Genomic DNA, 13,376 nt, shown 5'->3' on the forward strand with positions numbered 1-13,376 from the left:
AGATCGGCATGGGCAGAGTTACCCAGAAGCAAAATGAGCAACAAGGCTAGCCATTTCTTCATCGGACGACACAATTCCTTATTTGTCATACATGAGTGGGTGCAAATGCAAACGGAAGGGGGACGAACTCAGGCATTAATAGGCCCTTTGGCACATCAATAGGCTATTTCAGGAGCTGGCATTTCCCTACCGTTTTGAACACCCCGGTGGATTTGAAAAATGGCCGCTGGCTAAATTTCAGCATTAAAAAAACAATATCAGATTTCACATGTGCAGCGTGCGGAACACAAACGTGCATGGCATATGATCGCTCCGAGCATGTTTGGATATGTTGACTCCTCCGTTGCCTTGAAAAACCAGAAGCCTGTCGGACTTTAGGAATCGTAGCGAAAATCTAGCTGGGCGAGGGCATATTTTGCCGATATTGCAGGGTAATAGCGGGGCGCGCTCAAAAAAGCGGTGAAATATGAGCCGTCCAGATGGATTTGCAGCCGATTTACCTATAGTCCGACAGATACTGTCTTCCGCTCACCCTTGCAAGCCCATGTCCGAATCGAAGGGGCGTCCTGATTTGAGGATACTCACATCATGTGCACCAGCTTACGCATGATTGCCACTACGATTTGTTTGGGGCGTTTACCGTTGGCTACAAGGCGTTCACCGAAGTCACGCAAGATGGGGTTATATCGTTTAGCCACCAGTGCAGGCATGTACAACGCTCTTCGGATGGCGCTTGAGCCTTGCTTGCTGATCGGGCTTGTGCCGGACCAGTGGCCCGATTGTCGTACCCGTGGGTTGAGCCCGACAAAGGCTCCTAGGGAAGCACTGATTTATTCAGTGCTTCCCGCTTGGGGCAGGATGCCCCAACACGAACATAGACGTACGTCTTTGATTCGTGAAAGCCATCGCGGGCGTGTATCGCGATGAGCGAGCTGATTTATTCCAAGGATGGAATAAATCAGCATTTACCTAGGGTGTTGCCTCCGGCGAATCCGGTGTGCGCGGATCCCAATCGGCGGCCGCAGCGGAAGTTCGCGTGGTGACGACGAATTCGCCCCGTTCGTCTTCGGGTACCGGACGGTCGATGCGGATACGCCAATGAGTGAACAGGCCGAGCACACTCAACACCAACATAATGAAGCCAATCAGGCCGTTTGCGCCAAACCAGCTCATGAACACACCAGCAGAGAGCGGGCCGAATAATGCGCCGATGCCGTTGACCAGCAGTAGTGTTCGTGTCGCTTCCAGTACCTGATCGCTGGATAGTCGATCATGGGTTTGCGCCACGCTGATCGCGTACACAGAAAAAACGAAGCCGCCGAAGAGTAATCCGCCAATCCAGAGCACCCAGCGCAAGGGCGAATCGGCGATGTCCCCTGGGGCTGAAATCAGCGTGATGGCGATCATCACGCCACCCGAGAGAATCCCCGCGAGCCCGAGGCCGATGAGCACCCAGCGACGGTCATAGTGGTCGGACAGTTTGCCGATCGGCCATTGCAGCAACGCGCCGCCGAAGATAAGCAATGCCACGAATAAAGCCGCTCGGGCGGCATCCAGGCCAATGTGCGCGCCATACACGGCAGCCAAGCCCCACAGTGCACCCGTTGCGGTCCCGGAAAGCAGAGAACCGATCAGCCCTGTCGGTGCATTGTCATAGATCGCCCGCACCGATAATCGGGCCGCTTCCACCGGCGCCGGCTGGGTGGCACGCGTCAATGCGACGGGCACCAGGCCCAGCGCGAACAGGAGCGCGACCACCATGAATGAAGCCAGACCGCTGACACCGTAGATACCGATCAGAAATTGCCCCACACCAAGCGCAAGCAAACTGACCATCATGTAGATGCCGAAGATTTGCCCTCGATAGTGGTTGATTTGGGCATTAAGCCAGCTTTCAATCACCATATATAGCCCGAGCATGGCGAAGCCGCTGATGATGCGCAATCCTAGCCAGAGCCATTCGTTAATCCACAGACCATGTAACAACGCAGCGGCAGCGGAAAGGGCGGCCATCGCTGCAAATACCCGCACATGGCCCACTCGACGGATCAAGGATGGTAAAAGATAAGTACCAATAATGTAGCCAAGATAAAAGCCAGACATGACCACGCCAAGCACGACCGTAGACATGCCATCTTGCTGCGCCCGGAGTCCAAGCAGCGTCGACAACATGCCAGAACCGGCAAGCAAAATGGCCATACCCAGAAGCAGGGATTGAATGGTAATGACGGTGCTGAACATATTGAATTTACTTCATTGAACGAAAAAAACGAATCCGTTCTGGATTCGTTTGGATAGTGTCCGAGGTACGCATCGTGCGCACCTCATGTCACGACGTGATGAATCAAATCATTTCGCGCCCGGGGCTTCGCCCGCTTCATCATCCACCACTTTCCAAGGCAAAATGGCAGGCGTGGTGTGCAAGAAGTGCATGTATTTCTCAAAGTGATCCAGCACATCGCTGATGAGCTGGTCTTTTTCGTAGCCATAAACATCGTAGGCGAGGCCACCACGACGCATGAAAACCTCGGCACGATAATACTGATCGTCACCATCGTTATCTCTTGAAATGGCCGGAAAGGCGAAACTTGGCTTGGCAAAGCCGCGCAGTCGCACCTCGTATTCGAAGGCCATGTCATCACCACTGATCACCGACAGTTTATAGCGGCAAAGCGCTTTATTCTGTGTGAGCTTAACCGGCCATTCTTCCTTTTTGAGCTCTGCCTCAACGGTTTTAAGCGCTTCGGCCACGGTGGTTTCGATGTATCGGGTCACATTCTCTTTCGAAGGGAAATCAACCAGGTTATGTAAACGTTTCTGCCAATGTTTTGAATCGCCCAGGCGATTATGTCGGCCGGAGTTCATGTGGTGCCGCAAACTCGTCTCACGATATCCTTCGATTTGCAGTGCGCGCCAGAGGCCGACGGCAGATATCAACATGATGATCGCAAAGGGCAAGGCCGAAGTGATCGACGCCGTTTGCAACGCCGACAGGCCGCCGGCCAGAAGCAGAACTGCCGCCAATACACCCTGCGCAGACGCCCAGAAAATGCGCTGCCAAACGGGCGTATGCATCGCCCCGCCCGAGGCGAGCGAATCGACCACCAACGCGCCCGAATCGGCGGACGTCACAAAGAAGGTCACAATCAGGATGATCGTCAGGAACGAGGTGATCGACGCGAGCGGTAGATGCTCGAACAGCTTGAACAGCGCAATGGCCTTGTTTTGCTCCACCTGATCAATCAGGTGCGTATAACCATCCATCATGATGGCATGGAGCGCGGTGTCGCCAAACACGGAAAACCAGAAAAAAGTAAAGAGCGTGGGCACGACCATCACGCCCAGCACGAACTGGCGAATGGTGCGGCCCCGACTGATTTTAGCGATAAACAACCCGACAAAGGGCGCCCAGGCGATGGTCCAGCCAAAGATGAACAGCGTCCAGTTGCCGATCCATTTGCCGCCCGTATAGGCTTCGAGGCTGAACGAACGCTCGACGATGTTGGACAAATAACTGCCTGTATTTTGCATGAATGTTTTGAGAATAAACACGGTCGGACCGACCGCAAACACGAACAGCATCAGGGTAATGGCCAGCAGCATATTCAACTGCGATAGACGCTTGATACCCGCATCCATCCCCGCCACCACCGACAGGGTGGCCAATGAAGTAATCAGGGCGATCGAGATGATCTGCACCGTAATATTGACCGGAACGCTCGGCCACAGGTAATTGAGCCCTGCATTGAGCTGCGCCACCGACAAGCCCAAAGTCGTGGCGATACCGAACATGGTGCCCAGCACGGCAAAAACATCCACGGTGTGGCCAATCGGCCCGTATATTCGGTCACCCACCAGCGGATAAAGTGCCGAGCGCATGGATAATGGCAAGCCATGACGGAAACCGAAATAGGCCAGCACCAGTCCGACCAAGCCGTAAATCGCCCAGATATGAAAGCCCCAGTGGAAGAAGGTGATCTGCATCGACTGCCGGGCCGCTTCGATGGTACGCGGATCACCGACCGGCGGGTCGGCGTAGTGCAAAACCGGTTCTGCCACACCGAAAAACAGCAGGGCAATGCCGTAGCCTGCGGAAAACAGCATCGCAAACCAGGCGGAAAAGCTGTACTCGGGTTCAGAATGATCCGGGCCGAGTTTAATTTTGCCCCAGGGTGAGATGGCAACAACCACGATAAAGATCAGGAACAAGGCCACGGCCAGCATGTAGAACCAGCCAAAGTCATTGGTAATAAAGGCCAAGGTTGACGAGAACGCATCGCCTGCAAGCTTAGGATCGGCCACCGTGCCTGCAACGAGCAGGGTGATGACGATTATCGATGGGATAAACACTGGGGCTAACAGTGTGCTGTTCACCTTCTTGGGGGCACTCATTGACATGGGGTGCGTTCCTCATTTTAGAGATTATTCCTTTGAGATCACTCTAGGCGCGAATCACAAATGGACGGGAGCGCTTATTACCCTAACCTGATTGTCCGGGCAATTCAAACCGGAATCTCGCCTCAACTCAATTGATATAATCAATTATAGGGAAATTCCATCGATTTATCGGATAGGATAGACCAGACAAATACTTTGCGCCAAAACAGTCGAAATCAGAAGATGGCCGGAATATGAATCGAGAAACCATCGATGATCTGGAAGAATCATCATCTCCAAATTCTGAGCTATATTATGAATGCGCCACAGAGAAAACTAACTACTTTCAAATAGTTGCTATATTTTAGCCCGACCGACAAGCGGTGCCCGATCTCAACAGATATAGCGGTTTTTCCAATCGAAAACCCCTGAAACAGGATTAACCAACCACCAGATCTGATCAAGGGTTACTCATACGCTGATTTAGATTAATCTTAGCCAAAATGGAACGCAATAATGGAGCGATCTCCGGCTGCCGCCCCAGATGATAACCATAGAAAAGCGCAGGCTTAAAATCAATTCGCTTCTTGACCCGCATATTAAATCTTGTTAGTTTGGGGTCAATTAGCCCCAGAATAATGCCATCCTGAGTATTTTCAGAACAAGCAAAAAATCATGCTATTTTGACTTTTCCACGATCAATTATTTGTGCTACGGACTTGTGGAATCGCGCTGTCCGACACCACAAATGCCGCGCGCAGATCCGATCGAATGCGTGCCATCGGGGAGCCTCTGATTAAGTTCGTCACGAATTAAGGTTCAAGAACAACTCGAAAAAACGTCGCAATGTCTATTTCGACTCTTGATCGGGTTGATCTGATCAGAACCTGCTACCGGGAACAACTCAATGAAAATAAATTCGATTCACTTGTACTCACTCGTCTGCGCTGGCGGTTTGGCCGGGTGGCCGCACATGAGCCTTGCCGACGCGCCCGCTGCACCGGCCTATGATCGGGGGCAACTCGATCAGATGGCAAAGGCCATGGCTACCATGCAGGCGCAGATAAAGGCCATGCAGGCAGAACTGGCCGCCGTACGAGCCAAAAATGCAGCGCTGGAAGCACAGCAAGAAACCGGGCGCAAGACAGAATCAGCCAAAGAGGCAAAAAACAAGCCCGATGCCACAAAACCCAGTCAGACCGACCAGTCGCTGATTCAAACGGTGGCAGATGCCGTGGCGAAAAAGAACAAAGCGCCGATCAAGGTCGGTGGCGCAGTCCGGTTCAATTACACCCTTGAGCAGTTCAATCAAAATTCCAGAAATACTGTTGGTGATCTTAATTTTGATACCTTCCGCCTGAACCTCGATGGCCAGATCGATAACGTGATTCTCTCCGCCGAATGGCGTTATTACGACTACATGCAGGTCATCCATCACGCCTGGGTCGGGTATAAATTCACCCCCAACTGGCTGGTGCGCGCCGGGGTGGTCAAGGTGCCTTTTGGTAATCTGCCGTTCAACTCGAACAGTTATTACTTCAGCTCCCTGTTTTACGCGGGGTTTGAAGACAATTACCAACTCGGGCTCAGCACCACGTACGATCTGGGAAACTGGCGATTTGATGCCGCTTTCCTCAAAAATCCCCAGCCGAACGGATTTGGCACTTCAAGTTACAGTGAAAATGTGGTGGGGTTTGATAACGGGCTTGATCCAAGTAATCCGAACTATCAACGCACCGATGCCAAGCCCATCAATACCGTGGTCGGGCGCGCGGAATACACCTGGAAAGCCAGCGAGAATTTGACCCTCAAGCCCGGTTTATCGTTGATGCGCGGTAGCCTGTACGGCCAGAATCAGCGTGAAGGAGACTACCACGCCTACGCGGCCCATCTGGTTGCCGATTGGCAGCGCTGGAATCTGAAACTGGAATACGCCGATTACGATTACGCCCTGAACGACTCGCTGGGCAAACGTCTGATTTATGGTGCCTACGCCTACAACAGTTACGGGCCGACATCGGCTAAAGCCGTTACCGCCGGCGTGGCGTACGCGTTGCCGGTCAGCTGGGGCCCTATCTCCAAACTCAACTTCTACAATGATTTCAGCCGGATTTACGCCAAAAATGATGGCATCGATCCGACCTGGATGAATGTGTCGGGCGTTTCTGTGGAGGCAGGCCCCATATTTGCCTACTTTGATTTTGTTCAGGGCAAGAACCAACCGTTCGTGGGCGGCAACCTCGCGCCGGCTGGTGGCACAGGCAACGCACCGCTCAACCGCCTGTTCAATATCAATCTTGGCTATTATTTCTGAGCGACCCAAAGCTTGCGCCGCACAACAGCGTGTGGACATGCACTGATACAGTGAGGTGGCGCGATGCGACACCTCAACGCGCGCTTTGCCAAGAACTACCCATTGCCCGATTGTTTGGCTTTGCGCCGCGCAATTTCATCCCAGTCGATATTGTTGCAGGCCAGGCATTCTTCCTTGTGAACGCCCAGCTTGACCAACAGCCAGTGAATCTTGCAACCCACACAAAATCCGAGTACCGCTTCGAGCCACATGAACGCGACGCAAACGAACACCAATGATGGAATCCAGTACGACAGATACTGACTGGTATCCGGCAACAATGTGCGGCCTGCGATGGCGTTGACCCAATCGGCGAAGGTGCTCGGGTTGAAGAAGATCAGACACAGGGCGATCATGAACGCGCCGAGTGTCCAGGCATACCGTTTCGGAGTCAACGGCTTCCAGACCGCATGCTGTTTGCGGGCCAGAAAACTGGACAGCAGAATCGTCGGCGACAGACGCGAAGTCCAGACAAACATCCCGGCGATCATCTCGAACAGGCCGTAAAACAGGACGTAGGTCTGGATGGTGTAGTCCCAGGTACGCCGGATCACGTTGGCCGAGTAGATGATATGGCCGTCCCAATCGGTATCGAGTGTATCGTGGATGGTATCGCCATCGACGATCCAGTGTCCGCCGAAAATCGCCGACCATAACGTGAACCCCATATAGATCGGGATGGCCAGCAACATACCGGCACGGATACGCACCGCAGTATCGTTGATGAGTACCGGTTTGGCGGATGGATCCTGAAACCAGAGATTTTTAATCGTTTGCCACATTTGAGCCTCTCCTGGATATTTAGCGAGCCTCGGATCGAATTTTGCTGCCCGCGCAGTACACCTCTTGGTGTCCACGAGCGCCAGATCATCGGGATTCCGGGTTCATTTAATAATTACGTCTTTTACTCGGACATCAGAATGAGCCGATTGATTAGGAATTTCTAATCGAGCTTACTTATAGAGGATAGTTAGCTACCTATCAGAGTTGCTTAATAGCGCCCCGGCAACACCCCTTGAATGGTGATTTTCCCAGTGGCATCGGGGCGTCCCAGCATGTTCAACTGCTGACGAAGAGCCTCGCTTGCGCCCGCGGTGGGTTGAAGATAACCGCTTACTTTCGGCGCTGTGCTAACCGGCCAGCGTCCAGCAAGGTTGAGCTCGCCCGATAAAGGCCCACGGCTATCGGATGCCGGTTTGATCGTGGCATTGAGTTGCCCCTGTGCAATTTTTGCATCAAGAACCAGATCGCCAAGGGACAACGGTTCGGTCGTCGTGATCGATGCATTTCGCCAGTTGGCCGAGGCGCGGGCGGTCTGAAGATCGAATCCGTGCTTGGTACTGACCAGCGACGCATCCCCGCCGAAGTCTATTAACCCATTTAATGGCCAGGCCGTCAGCGCTGCAATCAACGGGCTATCTGCGGCCAAACGCCCATGCAGATTGCGAACGTTCAGTTGTTTGAAGCCCAACCCCACATCGGCGGCCAGATTCAAGTCTCTTTCCGGTTGACTTGTGCGCGCGGCTGTTTGCGCCCGTACATGCCAAGCCGGTTGCAAACGGACAATCGACAATGGCAGAAAATCGGTGTGAACAGTCATGGCCGGTGCTCGGGGCAAGTTCAAACGCCATTGCCCGTGCCAGAGCGTACCGCCTAGCGGCACCAACGCCACGCCGGGCGGCAGCGCGAGGCGGGAAACGGGGATCAAGGTAATCGGCGCGGTCACCAGAAGTGCCGCAAACCAGCTTGCCATCAATATCAGCACACCCGGCCAGATCAGGGAGCGCGGGCGGCGCAGCGCCGGTTCTTTCACAGGTTTTCGGCTCATGAGCTTGCTGCGTGCTTCGCCAAGGTGATCTCGGCATCCACCAACCCGGCCGAGTCGCTCGAATCACCGTTTTTGGGTGTGATGTTGGCGCTCTGCACGCTCAACCCCGCTTCATTCGCCTGTGCCAACCAGCGCAACAGGGAATCGAACGGCACGGCGGCAAACTTGAGCTGAACACGGTCATCGCCGTCCGGCTGGCGCTGAACCAGCTGCTGTTCAATGCCGACCGTGCGGGCGGCCTGTTCCACCCAAAGCATCGGCGAGACAGCACTTGGCTGTGCCGATTTTGGTCCGGCCTGTATCAATGTTTTTTTGGCTTGCGCGGTAAAGGCGGCAAGCTGTTCGGCCTCTGCGAGACGATCATGCGCTCGCTGCCCGGCCTGTTGCATGGGCGACCAAACAAACTGGTAACCCACGAGTGCTACCAACGCAATCGCCGCCAAGGTGAGCGTACGGCGTTCGCTTTGATTGCGCTGCTGCCAGAATGAGGAAAACCAAACGGGTGTATTCATCATCGATACCACCTGAATTTAAAGTACTTTAATGCCAATGCGCATATGCGCGACACCCGCATCCACGCCCGCATCGATCTGGCTGACGGTAGCCGTGCTGCCCGTCTTGAGTTGTTCGAGCAACTGCTGCAACACCTCATATTTCTCGGCGGTGAGCTCGACGGTCAGTTGTTTTGCATCAAAGCGGATCGACTTGATCGCCAACTGCGCGTCCTTCGGTTTTGCCGCCTGGTACGCTGAACCAAAGGCCGCGAGCGCAGGCATAAAGACATCTTCATGCGCTCCGGCGCGCTGATCCAGCGCCTGCTGCAACTGCACCCGCACATTCACCATGCGCGTGACCTGTGGCAAGGCAGCGTGAAAATCCTGTGTGATTTGCGTTTGCAAACGTTCGGCCTGGCGGTTCATCTGGCTGATCGCGATCCACTGACTGACCAGCATCAATATAAGCACGACCAATGCGGCGGCGCCCACCTGCCACCAGCGGCGTTGCCACTGCTGATCACTCACGGCCCTGGCCGAAGTGATCGCAGATAATGGACGGTTTCGATCAAGCCCTGTCGCCCAGATCTGATGCCATTGCGCCCAGTCCGGCGCGGCCTGCGCGGAAAACGCGATGCCTTCCGGCCATTGGGGTGGTTGTTCCAGCGGCAAATGAAACACTACGCGCTGCGGTGCAGGCGTCATGCGCGGCAGCCACCCGGCCAGTTGTTCGGCGGCATTGTGCTCAGGTAATGGTGCCAATGCCATGCCTTCGTGCGGGCCGGTCAGCACGCTGATGTGCCCCTGAACCGGATCAACCCAGACGCTGTACTCGCCCGCTTCGGGTTGAGGCAGTGTATCGGCCATGGCGACGAGTTGCTGTGGCACCAGATTCAGATTGCCGAGGGCATCGAGTACACGGGCGCGCACATCGACATCCACCAGTAGCACGGGCCAGCGACCCGGCAACAAGGGGCGGTCGGCTAGCACGGGGTAAAGCTGGCTCAGATCATCGGCCACCAGATCTTCGAGCGCGAACGGCAAGGCTTGCAAGGCCTTTTCTCGCCGCGTGCCGGGGATCGGCACGATCAGGCGGCTGCACACCGAATCGGGCAAAAGTACCGAGAGCGTCACCGGACGGCGCAGGCCCGATCGCGCCAGCCAATCGGCGAAGGCGGCCCAATCGCCGCGTAACGGCGACGCTGCGCTGGCAGGGGCATCCGACTGCCACCAATGCAGTTCGGTGGCCTCGCGGTCGGTTACAAACAGGAATAGCCGGTCAGACATGATTCATTACTCAGGGCGATTACTTGGGACGGGCCGGATTGAGGCCGGTAAATCAAGGCATATCGGTGGCGCAGCACCTGATCGAACTGGACCGTGACCGCGCACAGAAAAAACTGGCTGTTCACCGACAACCCATCGGGCTGAGTCACCGCGCCCGCAAAACCCGGTCGCGCCAGAAAATCGGCCACGGAACCGATATTCGGCGGCGGCGTTTTGCCCGGTGTGACGACCGGTAAACTCGCTGCATTCGCGCCGATGGCCTGCATCACCAGGGGCGAAGCGCTATTCAGATTGACGGGTGTGCCGATGGGCAGTGCCGTCACATAGGGTGCCAGTTTATCGTAATAGGCGGGCGTCACCCCCGCCAATGAACGCAGTTCGGTCACCGACATCATCGGCTGACCGGCGGGCATTTTCCCACTGCGGCTCGCGGCGCTGGTAAAACCAAGCGCAAGCGAACGGCTCGGATCGATCCAGCCGATGATTTCATTGCTGATATCCGGGCTCAGATTCAGCAGGTTGAGCAACCGTGCAAAGCGCTCTTTGCCAAGCAGGTTGACTTTACCATCGGGCAGCAGCAGGTTGTTGATATTGAAACGGCCTTGCAGATCGCTGATGTTGAGCGAAACCGTCGCGCCATCAATGGGAATGTTTGCCAGCGGCTGCGCCCAGAGATCGGCCGGGCCATCGCTGTTGCGGTCGTCCCGATCCAGCAGGGCCTTGGCCAGGATAAAGGCGCTGTTGGCCAATTGATCGGCCCGCGCGCCGTTTTCGAACGCGGCGGTGGCATCGAGCGCGTTTTGATTGCGCACCATCACCGCGGCGGCCAAGCCGGTAGCAATGGCCAGCACCAGCAAGGCCACGATCAGGGCGACGCCCTGCTGGCGTCTCGGCGATGCAACGCGGTTTACTCGTGTCATCGTCGCTCCGCTTCTGCCTGAGTTTGGGTTTGGGTCTGCGGACTTGTCGGTGCCTGGGCGCCGTTATTCGACCCAGACGGTGGGTTGGCCGGTGCGGCTTCGGGCCAATCGGAAACCATAGCGACGGTCATGCGCAAGGGGGGCAGGTTGTTTACCGTAAGCGAAACTTCCACCGCCTTGGGCAGGCCCGCCGAGGGTTGGTTGATGGGTGGCCAATCGAGCATCGACTGATTGTTTTGATCGTAAAAAGTCAGCTGGATTTTGCTGACGTTGCGCAAAATGATGCGCCAGTCGGGCGGCTCGGCGCTGTTGCCCACCGCACCATCGGGCGGCACGAAGGTCGCGCGCTCCAGATTGCCGTTTTCAAGCCGCCAGCGCACCAGCGCCAGTTGCGGTTCGGCTGCTGCCCACGGATTCGACGCACCCATTCGGGTCAAGGTCAAAAGGTTCAAGCCACCGCCAGCGAATTCGGGCACCTCGCCACCCAGGGCATCACGGGCGAGTCGATCCACCGCGAAGGTCAGATCGCTGCGCATTTGCCGCAAGCCGTTTTGCATCGCATTCAACTGATCCATCTGATCTTCGACAATCGCGCTTTGCTTGATCACCGTATTCAGCCCGCCGTAGGCCATAACCGCCACCAGCGCGAAGATGGCAATCGCCACCAACAATTCCAGCAGGGTGAAGCCGCGCATCGTTATACACCCCTTTTTGTGAGGTGGGCAGGGGGAATTTATTAAGTGGAGCTCATTCAACAAAATCCCCCTTGTTCCCTCTTTGCAAAAGGGGGAAACCCTTCGTTTCAGCAGTGGGGAAAAATTTTTGAGATGGTGGGTACCACATCCCCTTTTCACAAAGGAGATGCCGCACACCCCCCTTTCGCAAAGGGGGGCAGGGGGGATTTGCTGCAAGGACGTCATCCGCAAAATCCCCGCCCTCTTTTGCAAAGGGGGAGACCATTTCGGCGTCTCAAAGGCGGCTCTGCCCCGATGATACGTCGTAAAACTCATGGTGCTTTTTGCGCCGGCGGATAAAAGTACGTCACGATACTGGCCTGACCGGCATACGGGGCGGGGGTTTGAACAAAATAGGCCACCTTGAGCACCCCCGGCACCTGTCCGGCCGAAACGGTCTGGCGCACGCGCCAGGGTTGCCCGTTAATCATCACATCGGACTGGCGCGTGCCCAATTCCGGGGCTTGCGCCGATAACTGCAAGCGGGCGCATAAATCATCGGCAATGACCGTGGCGGCGGTATCGGCGCGCAACCGATCGAGCATCGCTGCGCTTTGACCACTCACCTTGATGACGGCAGCGAGGGCAATGGCCAAAACAACCAGCGCAATCAGCACTTCCAGCAAGGTGAACCCCTGCTCACGGATTTTGGTCGTCGTGGTCATTACGGGGCGGAATCCGTCGTTGCCTGCGCACCGTGGCCTGATGACAGATCGATATGCAGGGTTTTTTGCCTGTCTCCGCGCACCATAATTTCCGGTGTACGCTGCTGCGCGCCGGGTGGCAGCGACCAGATGCCATCGGTCGTAACGGCAAGCACGGCCTGCGCGCGCGGGTCCTTGGCGGCAAAAGTGTCAGCGGCGGTGGGTTGTGCCTCAAGGGCGCAGCCCTTGTCCCAATCCAATCGGCTGATGACCTTTGCGGCAAAGGCCGGTGATTCGTTTGCAGCTTGGCTTGATTGTTTGCTTGCCTCGGCTATCGGTTTCGACGGCGTGAGATCGAGCACAAAGGCTTGGGGCGATGTCGCATTTTGAATATAAACGGTTTGATCCAGCCGGTTCGCCGCCACGGCCTGTTGCGCCAGCCAAGAGGCCATCCGCGCCTGGCAGATACCCACATCATCGGGTGCGCGCTTGTTCATGCTCATCACCACAAAACCGACCAGAATACCAATAATCACAATCACCACGATCAGCTCGATCAAGGTGAAACCCTGAACGCACCGCAAGCGACCGGCTCTGTGGTGGCGCCCACCATTCGGCGCATATCGAGCATCACATACGGCACGGGGCGCAAGCATCACGAGACTCAGTTACCCGTGTTCGTGGCACCGCCTTCTTCCTGCCAGTTGCCGATATCGGCGTCTGCGCCAGTGCCGCCCGG

General features: G+C 55.8%; 12 protein-coding genes. 1 reads left to right on the plus strand and 11 read right to left on the minus strand.

All coding sequences use genetic code 11. The features are described 5' to 3' along the window. Positions 1–581: 581 nt before the first annotated feature. The 3 genes from PHD44_RS12750 to PHD44_RS10900 form a co-directional block, all read right to left on the minus strand. Positions 582–830 carry a transposase gene (locus PHD44_RS12750; RefSeq protein WP_367182027.1) on the minus strand — a complete coding sequence of 83 codons (249 nt, stop codon included), beginning with the start codon at positions 828–830 and terminating at the stop codon, positions 582–584. Positions 831–969: 139 nt separating this feature from the next. Beyond that, positions 970–2,241 (minus strand): MFS transporter, encoded by a 1,272-nt coding sequence (locus PHD44_RS10895; RefSeq protein ID WP_300191534.1) that lies wholly within the window; start codon positions 2,239–2,241, stop codon positions 970–972. 108 nt (positions 2,242–2,349) lie between these two features. Further along, positions 2,350–4,398, minus strand: coding sequence for a BCCT family transporter (locus PHD44_RS10900; RefSeq protein WP_300191537.1), 2,049 nt, complete (start codon positions 4,396–4,398; stop codon positions 2,350–2,352). Positions 4,399–5,350: 952 nt separating this feature from the next. Here PHD44_RS10900 and PHD44_RS10905 point away from each other — a divergent pair. Beyond that, a complete protein-coding gene (locus tag PHD44_RS10905) occupies positions 5,351–6,691 on the plus strand; it encodes a carbohydrate porin (protein ID WP_300191540.1) in 1,341 nt (446 codons plus the stop codon). Positions 6,692–6,786: 95 nt separating this feature from the next. On the opposite strand, the gene PHD44_RS10910 is transcribed toward PHD44_RS10905, so the two are convergent. The 8 genes from PHD44_RS10910 to PHD44_RS10945 form a co-directional block, all read right to left on the minus strand. Continuing rightward, positions 6,787–7,512 carry a DUF4395 family protein gene (locus PHD44_RS10910; protein WP_300191542.1) on the minus strand — a complete coding sequence of 242 codons (726 nt, stop codon included), beginning with the start codon at positions 7,510–7,512 and terminating at the stop codon, positions 6,787–6,789. Positions 7,513–7,721: 209 nt separating this feature from the next. Next, positions 7,722–8,558, minus strand: coding sequence for a type II secretion system protein N (locus PHD44_RS10915; protein WP_300191545.1), 837 nt, complete (start codon positions 8,556–8,558; stop codon positions 7,722–7,724). Further along, positions 8,555–9,070, minus strand: coding sequence for a type II secretion system protein M (gene gspM, locus PHD44_RS10920; RefSeq protein ID WP_300191547.1), 516 nt, complete (start codon positions 9,068–9,070; stop codon positions 8,555–8,557). The genes PHD44_RS10915 and gspM overlap by 4 nt, the downstream gene beginning before the upstream one ends. An 18-nt stretch (positions 9,071–9,088) precedes the next feature. Beyond that, entirely contained in the window at positions 9,089–10,339 is a 1,251-nt protein-coding gene (gspL, locus tag PHD44_RS10925) for a type II secretion system protein GspL (protein ID WP_300191550.1), read from the minus strand. Continuing rightward, positions 10,312–11,259 (minus strand): type II secretion system minor pseudopilin GspK, encoded by a 948-nt coding sequence (gene gspK, locus PHD44_RS10930; RefSeq protein WP_300191552.1) that lies wholly within the window; start codon positions 11,257–11,259, stop codon positions 10,312–10,314. Before gspK ends, gspL begins: the two co-directional genes overlap by 28 nt. Then, a complete protein-coding gene (gene gspJ, locus PHD44_RS10935; RefSeq protein ID WP_300191555.1) occupies positions 11,256–11,954 on the minus strand; it encodes a type II secretion system minor pseudopilin GspJ in 699 nt (232 codons plus the stop codon). Before gspJ ends, gspK begins: the two co-directional genes overlap by 4 nt. A 311-nt stretch (positions 11,955–12,265) precedes the next feature. Then, positions 12,266–12,658, minus strand: coding sequence for a type II secretion system minor pseudopilin GspI (gene gspI, locus PHD44_RS10940; RefSeq protein ID WP_290679613.1), 393 nt, complete (start codon positions 12,656–12,658; stop codon positions 12,266–12,268). Further along, the gene (locus PHD44_RS10945; RefSeq protein ID WP_300191558.1) at positions 12,658–13,293 is read right to left on the minus strand and encodes a prepilin-type N-terminal cleavage/methylation domain-containing protein; all 636 of its coding nucleotides are present in this window, start codon (positions 13,291–13,293) and stop codon (positions 12,658–12,660) included. The genes gspI and PHD44_RS10945 overlap by 1 nt, the downstream gene beginning before the upstream one ends. Positions 13,294–13,376 lie beyond the last annotated feature (83 nt).

Origin of the sequence: Halothiobacillus sp., from assembly GCF_028710545.1 — a bacterium.
GTDB lineage: Bacteria > Pseudomonadota > Gammaproteobacteria > Halothiobacillales > Halothiobacillaceae > Halothiobacillus.

Bases quoted from the DNA above. Each gene is read 5' to 3' on its own strand.
- gspM (WP_300191547.1), bottom strand. From the start codon at position 9,070: ATGAATACACCCGTTTGGTTTTCCTCATTCTGGCAGCAGCGCAATCAA.
- gspL (WP_300191550.1), bottom strand. From the start codon at position 10,339: ATGTCTGACCGGCTATTCCTGTTTGTAACCGACCGCGAGGCCACCGAA.
- gspI (WP_290679613.1), bottom strand. From the start codon at position 12,658: ATGACCACGACGACCAAAATCCGTGAGCAGGGGTTCACCTTGCTGGAA.
- PHD44_RS10945 (WP_300191558.1), bottom strand. From the start codon at position 13,293: ATGCTTGCGCCCCGTGCCGTATGTGATGCTCGATATGCGCCGAATGGT.
- gspK (WP_300191552.1), bottom strand. From the start codon at position 11,259: ATGACACGAGTAAACCGCGTTGCATCGCCGAGACGCCAGCAGGGCGTC.
- PHD44_RS10910 (WP_300191542.1), bottom strand. From the start codon at position 7,512: ATGTGGCAAACGATTAAAAATCTCTGGTTTCAGGATCCATCCGCCAAA.
- PHD44_RS10905 (WP_300191540.1), top strand. From the start codon at position 5,351: ATGAGCCTTGCCGACGCGCCCGCTGCACCGGCCTATGATCGGGGGCAA.
- PHD44_RS10915 (WP_300191545.1), bottom strand. From the start codon at position 8,558: ATGAGCCGAAAACCTGTGAAAGAACCGGCGCTGCGCCGCCCGCGCTCC.
- PHD44_RS10895 (WP_300191534.1), bottom strand. From the start codon at position 2,241: ATGTTCAGCACCGTCATTACCATTCAATCCCTGCTTCTGGGTATGGCC.
- gspJ (WP_300191555.1), bottom strand. From the start codon at position 11,954: ATGCGCGGCTTCACCCTGCTGGAATTGTTGGTGGCGATTGCCATCTTC.
- PHD44_RS10900 (WP_300191537.1), bottom strand. From the start codon at position 4,398: ATGTCAATGAGTGCCCCCAAGAAGGTGAACAGCACACTGTTAGCCCCA.